Below are 17,027 nucleotides of genomic sequence, written 5' to 3' on the forward strand. Positions count from 1 at the left end.
CAAGAAGCGCGGACACCACCTCATCAGCAAAGCCCGCGTTTGGAGCGAAACGCCGCCCCATCCGATCCCCCCCCTCGTGGGGGAGATGCCCGGCAGGGCAGAAGGGGGTGTTGCAGACCGCTGCCCTACAGAACCGGCTTTTCCGTCACCAGTCCCGTCACGAATTCGAACAGGCCGTGGCGGCGGTCGCGGCGGAGGCGTTCGGCCTTGACGATGCTCTGCACGGCATCGAAGGCGACGGAGAGGTCGTCGTTCAGGATGACATAGTCATATTCGCGCCAGTGCTCGATCTCCGCGCGGGAGTTGGCGAGGCGGGTCTGGATGACCTCCTCCGTATCCTCCGCGCGGCGGTGCAGGCGCGATTGCAGCTCGGTCATGGATGGCGGCAGGATGAAGATCGAGACGACATCGGCCGGCATCTTTTCCTGCAACTGCTGGGCGCCCTGCCAGTCGATGTCGAACAGCATGTCCCGGCCGGCGGACATGGCCTCCTCGACCGGCTCGCGCGGCGTGCCGTAGAAATTGCCGTGCACCTCCGCCCATTCCAGCAGGGCATCGCTGTCGCGCAGGCGCTCGAATTCCTTGTGGTTGATGAAGTGGTAGTGGCGGCCGGCGATCTCGCTTGCCCGGCGCTGGCGTGTCGTCACGCTGACCGAGAGGCTGAGGCCGGAATCGGCTTCGAGGAGATTGCGGGCGATGGTCGACTTGCCCGCGCCCGACGGCGAGGAGATGACGAGCATGAGCCCGCGGCGCTCGATGTGGATCTGCTTGGTCTGCTCGGCCATGGCCTACTCCAGATTCTGGACCTGTTCCCTGAACTGGTCGATGACGACCTTCAACTCTATACCCGCAGCCGTTACAGCAGCCGCGTTTGACTTGGAACAGATGGTATTCGATTCCCTGTTAAATTCCTGTGCGAGAAAATCGAGCTTGCGGCCGATCGGTCCGCCTTCGGCGATCAGCTCGCGCGCGGCGCGCACATGGGACTTCAGCCGGTCGATCTCCTCGCGCAGGTCCGCCTTGGTGGCCAGCAGCGCCACCTCCTGATGCAGCCGGTCGCGATCAAGCGCGGTCGCACCCTGCATGAGCGTCGCGACCTGGGTGGCGAGCCGCTCGGCGATGGCCGCGACGCTGCGCGACGGATCGGCCTCGACAGCCGCCGTCAGGGCCTCGATGCGCGCGACCTGGCCGAGCAGCACGTCGGCAAGCGCCGTCCCCTCCTTGCGCCGCATGTCGGCGAGGCGGCGGATCGCCTCCGCCAGGCCCGCGCGGATATCGCGATCGCGCGCCTGCGTTTCGGCTTCGCTTTCCTCGGCTTCGCGGAAATCCACGATGCCGCGCACCGACAGAAGCGTGTCGAGTTTCAGCGGCGCGGGATCGATGGTGCCGGCAAGCCGGTCGCGCAGGGCGAGCACGGCGGCAAGCGCGCCCTCGTTCACGACGGCCTCGACCTGCGCCTCGCTGACACTCGTCGTCAGCCCGATCTGCAGGTTGCCGCGCGAAAAGGTTTCGCCGGCCAGACGACGGATATCCGCCTCCAGCGCCTCCAGGCCGGGCGGCAGGCGTAGGCGCAGGTCCAGCCCCTTGCCGTTGACCGAGCGCAGCTCCCAGGCCCAGCGCGTGCGTCCGCTGGTGCCTTCGACGCGCGCAAAACCGGTCATCGACTGCAATGTCATGTCATCCTCCAATGGTGCCCGCCGGAACGGGCCGCCCGGCACGCGCCGTCACGGCGGAACCATTTGCCAAAGTGAAGCAGTTTTAAGGGCTTGGAAACGGGCCGACGTGCGGAAGGTGCAGCGATCCACATCAAAGGTGGGATGTGTCGCAGGATGCGAGGGGAATACCCCCCTCTGGCCTACCGGCCATCTCCCCCACAAGGGGGGAGACTGGATGGGGGACCGCCTCGCCCCATCTCCAACGTTCCCAATTTGGCCGACGCCTTTGCATCTTGCCGATCTCCCCCCGTGTGGGGGAGATGCCCGGCAGGGCAGAGGGGGGTGACCGTCCCCGCGCCCCTCAATTACTGCGCGGTCGCGCCTTCGGCTTCCTTCGCGGCGGCCGCCGCCTTTTCGGCTTCCAGCTTGCGCCAGCGGCGGACGTTCTGATTGTGCTCGTCGAGCGTTTCGGCAAAGACGTGGCCGCCCGTGCCGTCGGCGACGAAGTAGAGGTCGGGCGTGCGCGACGGGTTTGCCACCGCCTCCAGCGCCGCACGGCCGGGATTGGCGATCGGCGTCGGCGGCAGGCCGCGGATGATGTAGGTGTTGTAGGGCGTCTGCTTTTCCAGGTCCGACTGATAGATCGGCCGATCCGAAGGCTTACCGTCGCCGCCGAAGATGCCGTAGATGATCGTCGGGTCGGACTGGAGGCGCATGCCCTTCTCGAGGCGGTTGATGAAGACGGAGGCGACGCGCGGGCGTTCGTCGGCCCGGCCGGTCTCCTTCTCGACGATGGAGGCGAGCGTCACGAAATCCTCGCGGGTCGTGACCGGCAGGCCCTCGTCGCGGCGCGCCCAGATCTGGTCCACCAGGTTCTTCTGGGCCGTCAGCATCTGCTGGAGAATATCGGCGCGCTTGGTGCCGCGCGAGAACTTGTAGGTATCGGGCATCAGCGTGCCTTCCACCGGCAGGTCCTGCGGCAGATCGCCCTCCAGCACCGGATCGTCGGCGAGGCGCTGGAACACCTGCTTGACCGTCAGCCCCTCGGGCACGGAGACGCTGTAGAGGATCGATTTGCCGGACTTCAGCAGCTCCATGATGTCACGCATCGAGGAGCCGGCCTTGATCTCGTATTCGCCGGCCTTCAGCGTCTCGCCGTCGAGATAGACGCGCGAAAGCACGCGGAACACGCGGCCATCGGTGATGATGTTGTTGCGCTCCAGATTGGCGGCGATTTCATTGGTGCCGGCACCGTTGCGCACGATGAAATTGGTGTTGGTGACCAGCGGGCCGGGCTCGTCATAGCTGCGGACGCCATAATAGAACACGCCGACGCCGATGACCGTCGCGAAGACGACAAGGGTCATGACGAAATTCAGGAAGATGACGACCTGGCTGCGGGCCTTGCGCGAACGGCGGCGGCTCGGCGGTTGCGGCACCTGTTCAGGCCGGAGAGCCTCATTGGCGGACTTGGGGATGATGCGCGGCTGGCCGGATGTTTCCGTACGGCCAAAGGGCGTTTCACCAGGTTCGTTCGTGTCGCTCACGGACTGTCCTCATGTTCGGGCATTGCTCGACGTCTTCCAGCAGAGCAATGCGGCAAAAGCAGGGATGAGCCCCGCGTCTTCTGTCGATGTCCCGGGCCTCTTCTCGTCCGGCCCTTCGGGCCGCCCTCCATGCAATGGAGAGGAAGAGAGGATGGGGCGTTCCGGTTCTCCCCTTCGGGAGAAGATGCCGGCAGGCCGATGAGGATGCCTTGCCGGCGGTAAAGGGTCAGGCGTAACGCTTCAGGACCAGCGAGGCATTCGTTCCGCCGAAGCCGAACGAGTTGGAGACTGCCACGTTGATCTCGCGCTTGCGGGCTTTGTGCGGCACCAGGTCGATCGCCGTCTCGACGGCGGGATTGTCGAGGTTGAGCGTCGGCGGCGCGATGTTGTCACGGATCGCCAGTGCCGAGAAGATGGCCTCGACCGCACCGGCGGCACCCAGCAGGTGGCCGATGGCGGATTTGGTCGACGACATCGAGACACGCGACGCGGCATCGCCCACCAGGCGCTCGACCGCGCCGAGCTCGATCGTGTCGGCCATGGTCGAGGTGCCGTGCGAGTTGATGTAGTCGATTTCGCTCGCCGGGATGCCGGCGCGCTTCAGCGCCATCTGCATGCAGCGGTAGGCGCCCTCGCCGTCTTCCGACGGCGCCGTGATGTGGTAGGCATCGCCGGACAGGCCGTAGCCGACGACTTCGGCATAGATCTTGGCGCCGCGCGCCTTGGCGTGCTCCAGCTCTTCCAGCACGACGATGCCGGCGCCCTCGCCCATGACGAAGCCGTCGCGGTCGCGGTCATAGGGCCGCGAAGCGGCCGTGGGATCGTCGTTGCGCTCGGTCGACAGCGCCTTGCAGGCGGCGAAGCCCGCGAGCGCGATGCGGCAGATCGGCGATTCGGCGCCGCCGGCGACCATGACGTCGGCATCACCCAGCGCGATCAGGCGGCTGGCATCGCCGATGGCGTGCGCGCCCGTCGAGCAGGCCGTGACGACGGAATGATTGGGGCCGCGCAGCTTGTGCTTGATCGAGACATGGCCGGAAGCCAGGTTGATCAGCCGGCCGGGAATGAAGAAGGGCGATATGCGGCGGGGGCCCTTGTCGCGCAGCGTGTAGCCGCCTTCGACAATGCCTTCCAGGCCACCGATGCCCGAACCGATGAGAACGCCGGTCGCGATCTGGTCGTCGTCGCTCTGCGGATGCCAGCCGGCATCGGCAAGCGCCATGTCGGCGGCAGCCACCGCATAGACGATGAAGGGATCGACCTTGCGCTGCTCCTTGGGCTCCATCCACTGGTCGGCATTATAGGTGCCGTCGGAGCCGTCTCCGCGCGGGATGGAACAGGCGATTTTTGCGGGAAGGTCTTCCACCTCGAAAGCAGTAACCCTTGCGGCACCGCTGCGGCCTTCGAGAAGCCGGTTCCAGGTTACTTCGGTACCACATCCAAGCGGAGATACCATGCCGGTACCCGTGATAACGACACGCCTCATCGTCCGTGATCCACCCTATAGAATGTTATTTCTGTTGCCTCGCTACGAGGGGGGAGCGGCCTCCCGGACGGAGACCGGGACGGGCCACCCGAAGGCGGCCCGCCGGAAATCGCTTCGATCAGGCCTGGGCCTTCTCGATGAACTTGACAGCGTCGCCGACCGTCAGGATCGAGTCCGCGGCATCGTCCGGGATCTCGACGCCGAATTCTTCTTCGAACGCCATGACCAGCTCAACGGTGTCGAGGGAGTCCGCGCCAAGGTCATCGATGAAGCTTGCGCCTTCGCTGACCTTTTCGGCGTCAACGCCCAGATGATCAATGACAATTTTCTTTACGCGTTCTGCGATATCGCTCATGTCGGATTCCTCGACCTTTGTTTTTGATCGGCGCCTTACGGCACCGGACACTCAACACGCCCGATGTGCCTCAAGAACACATCCGGCAATCCCTGCAACCGGCAAACGGCATCGGCGATACTCGTTCGCACCGCCTGATCGCTCAGGCTTTTGCCGGTCGACTGCTGACAGTCATGGCCCGATTAACACGGTTTAAGTCTGTCGCAAAGTCCGAAAATGGCCGGTGCTCCAGCGGTCAACATGCAATTTCAGCCGGTTGACCGGGTGCCCGCAGCCCAATCAGATCATGGCCATGCCGCCGTTCACATGCAGCGTCTGCCCCGTCATATAGGCGGCTTCCGACGACGCGAGATAGGCCACGGCCGACGCAACTTCCACGCCAGTGCCCATGCGCTTCATGGGAATGGCGCCCATGATGGCGTCCTTCTGCTTGTCGTTCAGCTTGTCGGTCATGGCGCTTTCGATGAAGCCCGGCGCCACGCAGTTGACGGTGACGTTGCGGGTGGCGATCTCCTGCGCCAGCGACTTGGTGAAGCCGATCATGCCGGCCTTGGAGGCGCAATAGTTGGCCTGGCCCGGATTGCCGGTGACGCCGACGACCGACGTGATGTTGATGATGCGGCCATAACGGCGGCGCATCATGGGATGGGTCAGCTCGCGCGTCAGGCGGAAAACGGAGGTGAGGTTCACTTCCAGAACCGCATCCCAGTCCTCGTCGCTCATGCGCACGAACAGGCCGTCGCGGGTGATGCCGGCATTGTTGACGAGGATGTCGACGCCGCCGAGATCGGCTTCCGCCTTCTCGCCGAGCGCCTTGACCTCGGCGCGGTCGGACAGATTGGCCGGGAAGATGTGGACGCGCTCGCCGAGATCGTTGGCAAGCGCTTCCAGCTTCTCGACGCGGGTGCCGTGCAGGCCGACGATCGCGCCCTGGGCATGCAGGATGCGGGCGATCTCTTCGCCGATGCCGCCGGACGCGCCGGTAACGAGAGCCTTGCGGCCGGAAAGGTCGAACATGGGTTGGGTTCCTCTTGCTAGAGCGAATAGCGAATAGCGAATGGCGAATAGGGGGAAAAGCGGTAGCGCAGCTTCTATTCGCTATTCGCTATTCCCAATTCGCCCTTCAGACGAGTTCCGCCAGCGCATTGTCGATATCGGCGGGCGTGTTGATCGCGATGCCGGTGACGGATTTGTCGATGCGGCGGGCGAGACCGGTCAGCACCTTGCCGGACCCCACCTCGTACAGCGTCGTGACGCCGTTGGCGCCGAACCACTCGACCGTCTCGCGCCAGCGGACCTGGCCGGTGACCTGCTCCACCAGAAGGCGGACGATCTCCTGCGGATCGCTGACGGGGGCAGCGCGTACGTTTGCGATGAGCGGCACGACCGGGGCCTTCGCCGCGACGGCGGCAAGCGCCTCGCGCATGGCATCGGCGGCGGGCGCCATCAGGGCGGAATGGAACGGTGCGGAGACCGACAGCATCAGCGCGCGCTTGGCGCCCTTGTCCGTCGCGAGCCGGGCCGCCACCTCGACCGCCGGCCTGGAACCGGAGATGACGAGCTGGCCGCCGCCATTGTCATTGGCGATCTGGCACGAGCCGCCCTTCGACGCTTCCTGGCAGATGGCTTCGACATCCGCCTGCTCCAGGCCGATGATGGCGGCCATGGCGCCCTCGCCGACGGGGACGGCCGACTGCATGGCATTGCCGCGGATGCGCAGGAGCCGCGCGGTATCGGCCAGCGAGAAGGTGCCGGCGGCGCAGAGCGCGGAATATTCGCCGAGCGAATGGCCGGCGACATAGGAGACCTTGTCCTTCAACGACAGGCCGCGCGCTTCCAGAACACGCATGACGGCGATCGAGACGGCCATCAGCGCCGGCTGGGCGTTCGCCGTCAGCGTCAGCGTCTCCTCGGGGCCCTCGAACATGATGGCGGACAGCTTCTGATCCAGGGCGTCATCGACTTCCTGGAAAACGGCGCGCGCTTCCGGGAAGGTGTCTGCGAGTTCCTTGCCCATGCCGACGGCCTGGCTGCCCTGGCCGGGGAAAGTGAATGCTACGCTCATTTGGGGGTCTCCCGTCTTCTGTTTGTCTTTCCATTCACATTCCGGCCCGCCAAGTCAAGGCGTGGCGCGCCCCGGCCCCCTGCCCGGAGCGCCGTTCGGCGCGCCTTGCACAGGGAATTGCGGCTTATATCTTGCACTTCGCCGGCGCCCGCCTACATTCGCGCGGTTCCCACAAAAGGATTTTCCCTCCCATGAAATACAATCCGCTCGGCAGGACCGGCATCGACGTGTCGGAAATCTGCCTCGGCACCATGACCTGGGGCTCCCAGAACAGCGAGCAGGAAGCCCATGACCAGCTCGACTACGCTCTCTCCCAGGGCGTGAACTTTATCGATACCGCCGAACTCTATCCGACCACGCCGCTCTCGGCAGAAACCTATGGCGACACCGAGCGCTTCATCGGCAGCTGGCTGAAGGCGCGCGGCAACCGCGACAAGGTGGTGCTCGCCTCCAAGGTCGCCGGTCCCGGCCGCCCGCATATTCGCGGCGGCGCGCCGATGAACCGCGCCGGCATCCGGGCGGCCATCGACGCCAGCCTGTCACGCCTCCAGACCGACTATGTCGATCTCTACCAGCTGCACTGGCCCAACCGCGGGCATTATCACTTCCGCAATTCCTGGGGCTACGATCCCTCGAAGCAGGACCGCAACCAGGTGGCCGAGGAACTTTCGGAAATCCTCGAAACCGTGGGCGAGCTCGTCAAGGACGGCAAGGTCCGCGCGCTCGGGCTTTCCAACGATACGGCCTGGGGCACGATGCGCATGCTGGCGCTTGCCGAGCAAAAGGACCTGCCGCGCGTCGCCTCGATCCAGAACGAATATAACCTGCTGTACCGGACCTATGATCTCGATCTCGCGGAGCTCTCGCATCACGAGGACATCGGTCTGCTCGCCTATTCGCCGCTCGCCGCCGGCCTTCTCACCGGCAAGTATCTCGACGGCGTAAAGCCCGAGGGCTCGCGCCTGACGAAGAACGGCGATCTCGGCGGGCGCTACCAGCCGCTGCAGGAGCCGGCGGTGCGCGCCTATGTGAAGCTTGCCCGCCAGCACGGGCTCGACCCGGCCCAGATGGCGCTCGCCTTCTGCCTGACACGCCCCTTCATGGCATCCGTCATCATCGGTGCGACGTCGATGGAGCAGCTGAAGAATGATATCGCGGCCAAGGACGTCACCTTGTCCCAGGACGTCCTCGACGGCATCGCCCGCATCCACCGGCTGCACCCCGCACCGATCTGATATCGGCATTCCCATCACATCAATATAATAAGAAACCCGCCGTTTCCGGCGGGTTTCTCGCTTCCTCGGCCCGGGCGCGGACTTGGGGTTTGTCCTTGTCCGGGCTTCGGAAAGATTACGGCGTGGTCGTCGTGGCGCCGCCGCCTTCTGCGGGCTGGCTGTTCAGCGGCTGCTGGGTGCCGCCCGTCGTTGCGCCGCCGGTCTGGCCGTCGGTGGCCGTGCCACCGGCCGGTGCGGTTTCCGGCGTCGTGATGGACGAGGTGTTGGCGTTCGGGTCGACATTATCGGGCGTGCCGCTGCCGACGAAGTAGAAGGCGCCAACCGCGACCAGCACGGCGAGGATGACCGCGACGGCCCAGCCGCCCGAGCCACCACCCCGCGCGTTGTTCACGACGACGGGATCGCGATCCTGTACCGGGCGCTCGACGCGGCCGTCCGGGGAGCTGTGTTCCAGGGGACGATTGACAAGGTTCGGGTCTTGCATGTCGTTCACTCCATGTTGTTAGATCGCCGGAATAACGCCCCGGGCCGGGGATGGTTCCGCAATGCGTTGCAGAACGAAACAGAGGCTTTTGCCGGCAGGCCTTGCGTTTGGCTGAAAAATCCGTATAAGCGCGCTGTTCAAAACACCCGGTCAATCGGCTGGTGGCTGAACGGAGGGCCGGCATATCCTTGCGACATGCCGTTTGGAGCCAAGGGCTCCAGCCTCCCGTGTCTCCGCTCTCGACCGTCTGGATTAACGCTTTTCTTGCTTCGGGCCTCGGCCTTTGAGAACTGTCGTTGAGGCTTGGCGCCGGTTTCGGGTGATATGCAAACGCAAGAAAGGCAAAGCCACATGGCTCTTTACGAACACGTCTTCCTGGCCCGCCAGGATGTGTCCGCCCAGCAGGTCGACGCTCTCGTCGAACAGTACAAGGGCGTTATCGAATCGTTCGGCGGCAAGGTCGGCCGGGTCGAAAACTGGGGCCTCAAGTCCCTGACCTACCGCATCAAGAAGAACCGCAAGGCGCATTACGCGCTGATGGACATCGACGCCCCGGCCGCTGCGATCCACGAAGTCGAGCGCCAGATGCGCATCAACGAAGACATCCTTCGTTACATGACCATCGCCGTCGAAGCCCACGAAGAAGGCCCGTCGGCCATGATGCAGAAGCGTGACCGCGACGACCGTCCGCGCCGCGAAGGCGACGACCGCGGCCCGCGCCGCGACTTCGGCGACCGTCCGCGCCGCGATTTCGGCGACCGCCCGCCGCGTGGCGACCGTCCGGCCCGCGAAGACCGCGCGTAATCGAAGCAGAAGGAGATTATAGATATGGCTGATGTTTCTTCCGCTCCGGCACGCCGTCCGTTCCACCGCCGCCGCAAGACCTGCCCCTTCTCGGGCGCAAACGCTCCGAAGATCGACTACAAGGACGTCCGTCTCCTGTCGCGCTACATTTCCGAGCGCGGCAAGATCGTTCCGTCCCGCATCACGGCCGTTTCCCAGAAGAAGCAGCGCGAACTCGCCAAGGCGATCAAGCGCGCCCGCTTCCTCGGCCTGCTGCCCTACGTCGTCGCGTAAGCACGCTGACGCTGCGGCCTGACTCGACGTCAGGCCGTGGCCTCTGACTCAAGGGGAAGACGGTCTGCCGCCTTCCCCATCTCCCTTCCGCGTCGGGCGCGGATCGGAGCCGCCGGTCTTTTGAGGCCACCAATCCCATGTTGGGGAGACCGTCCTGAAACCATCGGTCAGGAACCTCCTCTAACTGTCTGATGAGACAGGACAGCGAACGTGAAGACCTTGACGCCAACCTCGATTGCGATCGGCCTCGTTGCCGGTGTGACCGCCGCTCTGCTTTCGCTGAGCGCGAATGCGCAGTCGTCGCTGGCCATCGTGCTTTACGCCGCGTCCGCGCTTCCCATCCTGATCGCCGGCCTCGGCTGGGGCAATGCCAGCGCCTTCATCGCCGTCGTTGCCGGCGGCGTCACGGCGTCCGCGCTCGTCTCCTCGCATTTCGCCGCGCTGATCGTGCTGATCACGCTGATCCCGGCCGGCTGGCTTTCCAACCTCGCGAACCTCGCGCGCCCGGCTTCCGAGCTCGGCGGCCCCGACAACGCGCTCGCCTGGTATCCGCTGTCCAACATCCTCGCCCACCTCGCCGTGATGGTGACGCTCGGCATGATCGCGGTCGGCGCCATCGTCGGCTATGACAGCGAGATGGCGAGCAAGCTCGTCGACATGGTCATCGAGGCGCTGAAGGCGCAGGAGCCGCTCTACAACCCGGATGCCGCAGCCGTCGCGCAGCTGAAGTCGGTCTTTGCGATCGCGCTGCCGCTCGTGCAGGGCGCGCTGTGGGTGTTCCTGCTGTTTGCGGCCTATTACATCGCGTCCTTCATCGTGCGCGCCTCCGGCAAGGGGCTGCGCCCGCGCGAGGACATGCCCGCGACGCTGCGCATGCACCGCAACGCGGTCTTCGCCTTCCTCGGCGGCCTCGTGCTCACCTTCGCGGGCGGCGTTCCGGCGATCATCGGCGCCCTGATCTGCGGCACGTTCGGCGCCGGCTTCGTGCTCGCCGGTTTCGCGAGCCTGCATTTCCGCACGCGCGGCAAGCCGTGGCGGCTGCTTGCGCTGTGGTTCACCTACATCTCGGTACTGCTCTTCACGATACCGGTCTTCTTCATCCTCATTCTCGGGCTGATGGACACGAGGCGCACCATCGCGCTGACGCCCACCGGCCCGGCCGAACAGAAAAACCCCGATACCTGAACTCAAGAAAGGAACTCTAAAATGGACGTCATTCTCCTCGAACGCATCGCCAAGCTCGGCCAGATGGGCGAAACCGTAAAGGTTCGCGACGGCTTCGCCCGCAACTTCCTGCTGCCGCAGGGCAAGGCGCTGCGCGCCAACGAAGCCAACAAGAAGCGCTTCGAAGCCGAGCGTGCGACGCTCGAAGCCCGTAACCTGGAGCGCAAGTCCGAAGCCCAGGCCGTTGCCGAAAAGCTCGACGGCAAGTCCTTCGTCATCGTCCGCTCCGCCGGCGAAACCGGCCAGCTCTACGGTTCGGTCGCTGCCCGCGACATCATCGAAGTGCTGGAAGCCGAAGGCTTCAACGTCGGCCGCAACCAGGTCGAGCTCAACACGCCGATCAAGGCCATCGGCCTGCACAAGGTCGTGCTGCACCTGCATGCCGAAGTCGCCATCTCCATCGAGCTCAACGTTGCCCGTTCGGCCGATGAAGCCGAGCGCCAGGCCAAGGGCGAAAGCCTGACCTCGGCCGACGCCATCTACGGCGTCGACGAAGACGCGCTGACGGCAGCCGACTTCTTCGACCCGGAAGCCGACGGCGTCGACGAAGACGACGCATAATATCCAGTCCTTACGGACGGTTACGGGACGGGTCGGCATTGCCGGCCCGTCTTCGTTTCGGCAGGTCAAAAAACACGGGTTGAAATCCCCGCTTTCCCAGCAATATCTTATAGCCGTTAGACTGGATTGGCGGTTGGGCCGCTCTTCAGGCCGGTTTCCGACCAGACCCGTTCCGCCATGTTTTCAAGCGCGACGGAGTTTGCTGATGAAATTCATAGTACAGGCTCTCGTTTCCCGTCTCGTCGAGACTGGAAATCTGACGGTCACCTACCCGGACGGATCCCGCCAGACCTTCGGGGATGGAACGGGCAATCCGGTGCACATGCGCATCAACAGCCGCAAGGCGCTTTGGGGCCTTGCGGTCGACCCCGCCTACTATCTCGGCCACCACTACGGCACCGGCGATATCGATATCGTCGAGGGCGACATGTACGGCCTGCTCAAGATCGTCTTCACCGGCAATCCCGACTTCCAGTATTACGACACACGCTGGAACCGGGCGCTGGAGCGGCTGCGCTACCTGCTGCGCTGGGCGCGCGAGAAGAACAGCGTCGTGCGGTCGCGCCGCAACGTGCAGCATCACTACGACCTGACCGGCGCGCTCTACGATCTCTTCCTCGACCAGGACCGGCAATATTCCTGCGCCTATTTCGAGCGGCCGGACCAGTCGCTGGACGAGGCGCAGCTTGCCAAGAAACGGCACATCGCCGCCAAGCTCAACATCAACCGGCCCGGCCAGAGCGTGCTCGACATCGGCAGCGGCTGGGGCGGCATGGCGCTCTACCTTGCCCGCCAGCTCGGCGCGAAGGTCACGGGCGTCACCCTCTCCGACGAGCAGCATGCGCTTTCGGTGAAGCGGGCGAGCGAGGCGGGGCTGGGCGACGAGGTGAAATTCCTGCTGCAGGACTACCGCAATACGGAAGGCCCGTTCGACCGCATCGTCTCGGTCGGCATGTTCGAGCATGTGGGACGGCCGAACTACCTGACCTTCTTCAAGAAGAGTGCCTCCCTTCTGAAGCGCGACGGCGTGATGCTCCTGCACACGATCGGCCGCACCGACCGGCCGACGGCCAACAATCCCTTCATCGAGAAATACATCTTCCCCGGCGGCTATATCCCTGCCCTGTCGGAAGTGATGCAGGCTGTGGAAAAAAGCGGGCTTGCGGTGACGGACGTGGAAATCCTGCGGCTGCATTATGCCGAGACGCTGCGCCACTGGCGCGAGCGCTTCATGGCCCGGCGCGACGAGGCCAAGGCGCTCTACGACGAGAAGTTCTGCCGGATCTGGGAATTCTATCTCGCAGCGTCCGAGAGCGCCTTCCGCTGGCAGAACCTCGTCGTCTTCCAGCTGCAGCTCGCGCATGACCAGGAGGCGATCCCGCTGACCCGCGACTATATCGGCCGCGGCGAGGATTGCCTGAAGGCGCATGAGGGCAATCCCAAGGGCGAGCGGCGCGGCCCCCGCCAATTCCCGCAGGAAGCCGCCCTTTAAAAAATCTCCGGTGGACACGCGTTCACCGGGGACGCTCCATGCTCCGTTTTCTGCGCGTTGTCCGCCGCCGAAGCCGCCCCGGTTCGGTGGCACGCGCGCGGGGATTCGCATCGCGAGTCAATCGAAAGCCAAGGGCCCCGAAGGAATCCGGACTTGCTGTGGCGGGCCTGCCTGTGGAAAAGTCTAAGACCGGGCTTAACCACCGGTGTGAGTCGGATGCGCTTGACCCCCGCCGGTACATGACCCAAACCATCGACCTTCGCAAAAGAGGACGGGGAGATTCGGGACGATGAATGATGCCGTGCGCAAGCTCAGCCAGGCCGGTCACGACAATGCGGAGCTTCACCATCGCGAGGCGCCGAACAACGTCGAGGCCGAACAGGCGCTGCTGGGCGCCATTCTCGTCAACAACGACGCCTATTACCGCGTCTCGGACTTCCTGAAGCCGATCCATTTCCACGAGCCGCTGCACCGCAAGATCTACGAGCTTGCCGGCGATACGATCCGCATGGGCAAGATCGCCACGACGATCACGCTCAAGACGCACCTGCCGACGGATGGACGCGTCGGCGATCTGACGATCCCGCAATATCTCGCCCGTCTGGCGGCCGAGGCCGTGACGATCATCAACGCGGAAGACTATGGCCGGGCGATCTACGACCTCGCGCTGCGCCGCTCGCTGATCAATATCGGCGAGGACATGGTCAACATCGCCTATGACGCGCCGCTCGACATGCCGCCGCAGACGCAGATCGAGGACGCCGAGCGTCGCCTGTTCGAACTGGCCGAGACCGGCCGCTATGACGGCGGCTTCCAGTCGTTCAACGATGCCGTCGCGCAGGCCATCGACATGGCCGGCCAGGCGTTCGAACGCGACGGGTCGCTGTCGGGCATCTCGACCGGCATCCATTCGCTCGATGCCCGCATGGGCGGCCTGCAGCGTTCGGACCTTATCGTGCTTGCGGGACGCCCCGGCATGGGCAAGACCTCGCTTGCCACCAACATCGCCTACAATATCGCGGCGTCCTACGAGCCCGAAGTGCAGGCGGACGGCTCGTTCAAGGCGCGCAACGGCGGCGTCGTCGGCTTCTACTCGCTCGAAATGTCGTCCGAGCAGCTGGCGACCCGTATCATTTCCGAGCAGACGGAAGTGTCCTCCTCGAAGATCCGCCGCGGCGACATTTCCGAGGCCGATTTCGAAAAGCTCGTCGCCTGCAGCCAGATGATGCAGAAGGTGCCGCTCTATATCGACCAGACCGGTGGTATCTCCATCGCGCAGCTTTCGGCGCGCGCCCGGCGCCTCAAGCGCCAGCGCGGCCTCGACTGCCTCGTGGTGGACTATATCCAGCTCATGACCGGCTCGGGCAAGTCGAGCGACAACCGCGTGCAGGAAATCACCCAGATCACCACGGGCCTCAAGGCGCTGGGCAAGGAACTGAACGTGCCGATCATCGCGCTTTCCCAGCTCTCCCGTCAGGTGGAAAGCCGCGAGGACAAGCGCCCGCAGCTTTCGGACCTTCGCGAATCGGGCTCCATCGAGCAGGACGCGGACGTGGTGCTCTTCGTGTTCCGTGAGGAATACTATGTGAAGAACCTCGAGCCGCGCGACGAGTTCGATCCGAAATACGAGGAATGGAAGATGAAGTTCGAGGCCGTGAAGGGCACGGCAGACGTCATCATCGCCAAGCAGCGTCACGGACCGACCGGCACCGTGAAGCTCGCCTTCCAGTCGGAATACACCCGCTTCACCGACCTCGCCGACCCGTCCTTCACCCAGTACGAGCACTGAGGCGTCCGACGAGGCGGAGCCATCCCCCTCATCCGGCCTTCGACCACCTTCTCCCCGTGGGGGAGAAGGGGAAGATTGGACGTCGCATTCCCCTTCCTTCTCCCCCTCGGGGAGAAGGTGCCGGCAGGCGGATGAGGGGGTGGCGGTGCCCTTCGATGCTATTTCTTCACGAAAGCCGGCGCCTTGCAGATGCCGGCGACGATGGCGAGTGCCTTGCGGGCGCGTTCCTTTTCCCGTGCGTCCGTCAAGGTCAGGTCCAGCCGGTCGGCGCAGACCATGTCAGAAGCGGCTTCACCCGAAAGCGATACGCGCGTGGCGCAGTGCAGGTCCTTGCCGGTGAGAACGATCTGCACCGCCTTCTCCGAATCGACCGGCACCGGCTTGACGCCGGCGATCATGTCGTCGGCCGAGGCATAGGCGAGGACGGAGGTGACGCGGCGCAGGTCCACCATGCCGAATGTCACGGTCGCCCACTGGCCAGGAAACTGCAGCGCGGACATGAAGCGGGCGCGGCACGGGACGCCGCCCACCTGCAGCCGGGTGACAAGGCGCGGCGCGTCGGGGTTTTCGACGATGGAGTAATAGAGCGCCGCGCTGTCGTCCTCCTGCGGCTTGCCATCGTCTCGGGCAAGGCCGAGCAGCGTCGCGTGAGCGTCGCGGATATCCGCTTCCGTCGGGGCGTCCTGCGCAACGGCCGGCAGCGCCAGGAGCACCGTCGTAGCGGCAAGGATCGATGGTTTTATGCGCGCCATGGTCGCTCCTGTTCGCGCCGCACCATAGGGCCGGCACCGGGCCGCCGCAATGCGGGCTGCGACCGTATTGCCGCCACAGTCCACAGGCTGTATTTCCACACGATGAGCAAACATCCAGCTTCCGGCCGCCCCACGCTTCCCGTCGCAGGCGAGGATCATGCCCGCCTGACGATCGACCTTTCCGCGCTTGCCGACAACTGGCGCGCCATGGCCCGCCGCTCGGGCGCGGCGCGCACCGCCGCCGTGCTGAAGGCCGACGCCTATGGCATCGGGCTGGAGCCGGCCGCCAAAACCTTCCACCAGGCCGGCGCGCGCGATTTCTTCGTCGCCACACCGGCCGAAGGGGCTGCGGTCCGCACTGCCCTGCCCGATGCGCGCATCTATGTGCTTTCGGGCATGTGGGCGGGCGCCGAGCGGCTGTTCTTCGAATTTGACCTCGTGCCGGTCATCGTGTCCGAGGAGCAGCTGGTGGTGTTCATGTCGGCGATCGCCGACGGCGGGGACATTCCCTGCGTGCTGCATGTCGATACCGGCATGAGCCGTCTGGGGCTGAGAGTGGAGGATGCGCTGGCGCTGGCCGACGACATCGCGCGTCCCGCGAGCTTCTCGCCGATCATGCTTCTGAGCCACCTCGCCTGCGCCGACGAGCCGTCCCACGCGCTCAACCGACAGCAGCTCCAGCGCTTCCGCAGCGTCGTTTCCGCCTTCGGCGATATCGACGCGACGCTTGCCAATTCCGCCGGCATCTTTCTCGGCGAGGACTATCACTTCACCCTCACCCGCCCCGGCATCGCGCTTTATGGCGGGGCTGCGGTCAATGGCGTGCCGAACCCGATGAAACCGGTCGTCACGGCGGAGGCCCGCATTCTCCAGGTGCGCGACGTGAAGGCCGGCGAAAGCGTCGGCTACGGCGCCGCCGTGGTCTGCGCCCGCGATACGCGCGTCGCCATCGCCGCCATCGGCTATGCGGACGGCTATATGCGCAGCCTTTCCAGCGCCGGCATACCGCTGCGCCGGACCGGCCTTGCCGGCCCGAGCGGCATGCTGCATGGCCGCCCCGTGCCGGTCATCGGCCGCGTGACCATGGACCTCACGCATTTCGACGTGACGGACATGCCCGCCGGCAGCGTGCGGCCGGGCGACTTCATCGAACTCTTCGGCAGGACCATGCCGATCGAGGATGTGGCGCGCGCCGCCGGCACCGTCGACTACGAACTTCTCACCAGCCTGGGCAACCGCTACGAACGGCGCTACGAGGCCGTGAAGAAGTAGGTCGCCCTCCCACGACGGCGCACTCTGTGCTCA

Annotated in this window: 17 protein-coding genes; 8 read left to right on the forward strand and 9 right to left on the reverse strand. The window is 65.0% G+C overall.

Translation table 11 applies throughout. From position 1 onward, the window contains the following. Positions 1-125 precede the first annotated feature (125 nt). The 7 genes from gmk to fabD form a co-directional block, all read right to left on the reverse strand. The gene (gmk, locus tag GR158_RS22235; protein ID WP_134649837.1) at positions 126-785 is read right to left on the reverse strand and encodes a guanylate kinase; all 660 of its coding nucleotides are present in this window, start codon (positions 783-785) and stop codon (positions 126-128) included. Positions 786-788: 3 nt separating this feature from the next. Continuing rightward, positions 789-1,676: a YicC/YloC family endoribonuclease gene (locus tag GR158_RS22240; protein WP_160872646.1), complete on the reverse strand. Its 888-nt coding sequence runs from the start codon at positions 1,674-1,676 to the stop codon at positions 789-791. A 344-nt stretch (positions 1,677-2,020) separates the two neighbouring features. Further along, positions 2,021-3,202: an endolytic transglycosylase MltG gene (gene mltG / locus GR158_RS22245; protein ID WP_134649834.1), complete on the reverse strand. Its 1,182-nt coding sequence runs from the start codon at positions 3,200-3,202 to the stop codon at positions 2,021-2,023. 226 nt (positions 3,203-3,428) lie between these two features. Continuing rightward, a complete protein-coding gene (fabF, locus tag GR158_RS22250; RefSeq protein ID WP_160872647.1) occupies positions 3,429-4,688 on the reverse strand; it encodes a beta-ketoacyl-ACP synthase II in 1,260 nt (419 codons plus the stop codon). 118 nt (positions 4,689-4,806) lie between these two features. After that, a complete protein-coding gene (locus GR158_RS22255; protein WP_003531676.1) occupies positions 4,807-5,043 on the reverse strand; it encodes an acyl carrier protein in 237 nt (78 codons plus the stop codon). Between the two features lie 279 nt (positions 5,044-5,322). Continuing rightward, entirely contained in the window at positions 5,323-6,060 is a 738-nt protein-coding gene (gene fabG / locus GR158_RS22260) for a 3-oxoacyl-[acyl-carrier-protein] reductase (RefSeq protein WP_134649832.1), read from the reverse strand. 106 nt (positions 6,061-6,166) lie between these two features. Next, on the reverse strand, positions 6,167-7,108 hold the full coding sequence (gene fabD / locus GR158_RS22265; protein ID WP_134649831.1) for an ACP S-malonyltransferase: 942 nt from the start codon (positions 7,106-7,108) through the stop codon (positions 6,167-6,169). A gap of 191 nt (positions 7,109-7,299) precedes the next feature. Between fabD and GR158_RS22270 the strand changes: the two genes are divergently transcribed. Next, positions 7,300-8,343, forward strand: coding sequence for an aldo/keto reductase (locus GR158_RS22270; RefSeq protein WP_160872648.1), 1,044 nt, complete (start codon positions 7,300-7,302; stop codon positions 8,341-8,343). Positions 8,344-8,458: 115 nt separating this feature from the next. On the opposite strand, the gene GR158_RS22275 is transcribed toward GR158_RS22270, so the two are convergent. Continuing rightward, positions 8,459-8,827 (reverse strand): hypothetical protein, encoded by a 369-nt coding sequence (locus GR158_RS22275; protein ID WP_134649829.1) that lies wholly within the window; start codon positions 8,825-8,827, stop codon positions 8,459-8,461. A gap of 351 nt (positions 8,828-9,178) precedes the next feature. Here GR158_RS22275 and rpsF point away from each other — a divergent pair, with 351 nt between their 5' ends. The 6 genes from rpsF (at position 9,179) to GR158_RS22305 (ending at position 14,970) form a co-directional block, all read left to right on the forward strand. Further along, positions 9,179-9,631, forward strand: coding sequence for a 30S ribosomal protein S6 (gene rpsF / locus GR158_RS22280; RefSeq protein WP_117369405.1), 453 nt, complete (start codon positions 9,179-9,181; stop codon positions 9,629-9,631). Positions 9,632-9,655: 24 nt separating this feature from the next. Further along, positions 9,656-9,904: a 30S ribosomal protein S18 gene (gene rpsR, locus GR158_RS22285; RefSeq protein ID WP_023515801.1), complete on the forward strand. Its 249-nt coding sequence runs from the start codon at positions 9,656-9,658 to the stop codon at positions 9,902-9,904. A 210-nt stretch (positions 9,905-10,114) separates the two neighbouring features. Next, a complete protein-coding gene (locus GR158_RS22290; RefSeq protein WP_160872649.1) occupies positions 10,115-11,089 on the forward strand; it encodes a DUF2232 domain-containing protein in 975 nt (324 codons plus the stop codon). A 21-nt stretch (positions 11,090-11,110) separates the two neighbouring features. Continuing rightward, the gene (gene rplI / locus GR158_RS22295; RefSeq protein ID WP_160872650.1) at positions 11,111-11,689 is read left to right on the forward strand and encodes a 50S ribosomal protein L9; all 579 of its coding nucleotides are present in this window, start codon (positions 11,111-11,113) and stop codon (positions 11,687-11,689) included. Between the two features lie 205 nt (positions 11,690-11,894). Then, a complete protein-coding gene (locus tag GR158_RS22300) occupies positions 11,895-13,181 on the forward strand; it encodes a cyclopropane-fatty-acyl-phospholipid synthase family protein (protein ID WP_160872651.1) in 1,287 nt (428 codons plus the stop codon). A gap of 289 nt (positions 13,182-13,470) precedes the next feature. After that, entirely contained in the window at positions 13,471-14,970 is a 1,500-nt protein-coding gene (locus GR158_RS22305; RefSeq protein WP_134649825.1) for a replicative DNA helicase, read from the forward strand. A gap of 158 nt (positions 14,971-15,128) precedes the next feature. On the opposite strand, the gene GR158_RS22310 is transcribed toward GR158_RS22305, so the two are convergent. Further along, positions 15,129-15,722, reverse strand: coding sequence for a hypothetical protein (locus tag GR158_RS22310; protein ID WP_160872652.1), 594 nt, complete (start codon positions 15,720-15,722; stop codon positions 15,129-15,131). Positions 15,723-15,824: 102 nt separating this feature from the next. On the opposite strand from GR158_RS22310, the gene alr reads away from it, so the two are divergent. After that, positions 15,825-16,994, forward strand: coding sequence for an alanine racemase (alr, locus tag GR158_RS22315; protein ID WP_134649823.1), 1,170 nt, complete (start codon positions 15,825-15,827; stop codon positions 16,992-16,994). The last annotated feature ends 33 nt before the right edge of the window (positions 16,995-17,027 follow it).

The sequence above is a fragment of the Shinella sp. AETb1-6 genome, from assembly GCF_009826875.1.
Lineage (GTDB): Bacteria > Pseudomonadota > Alphaproteobacteria > Rhizobiales > Rhizobiaceae > Shinella > Shinella sumterensis.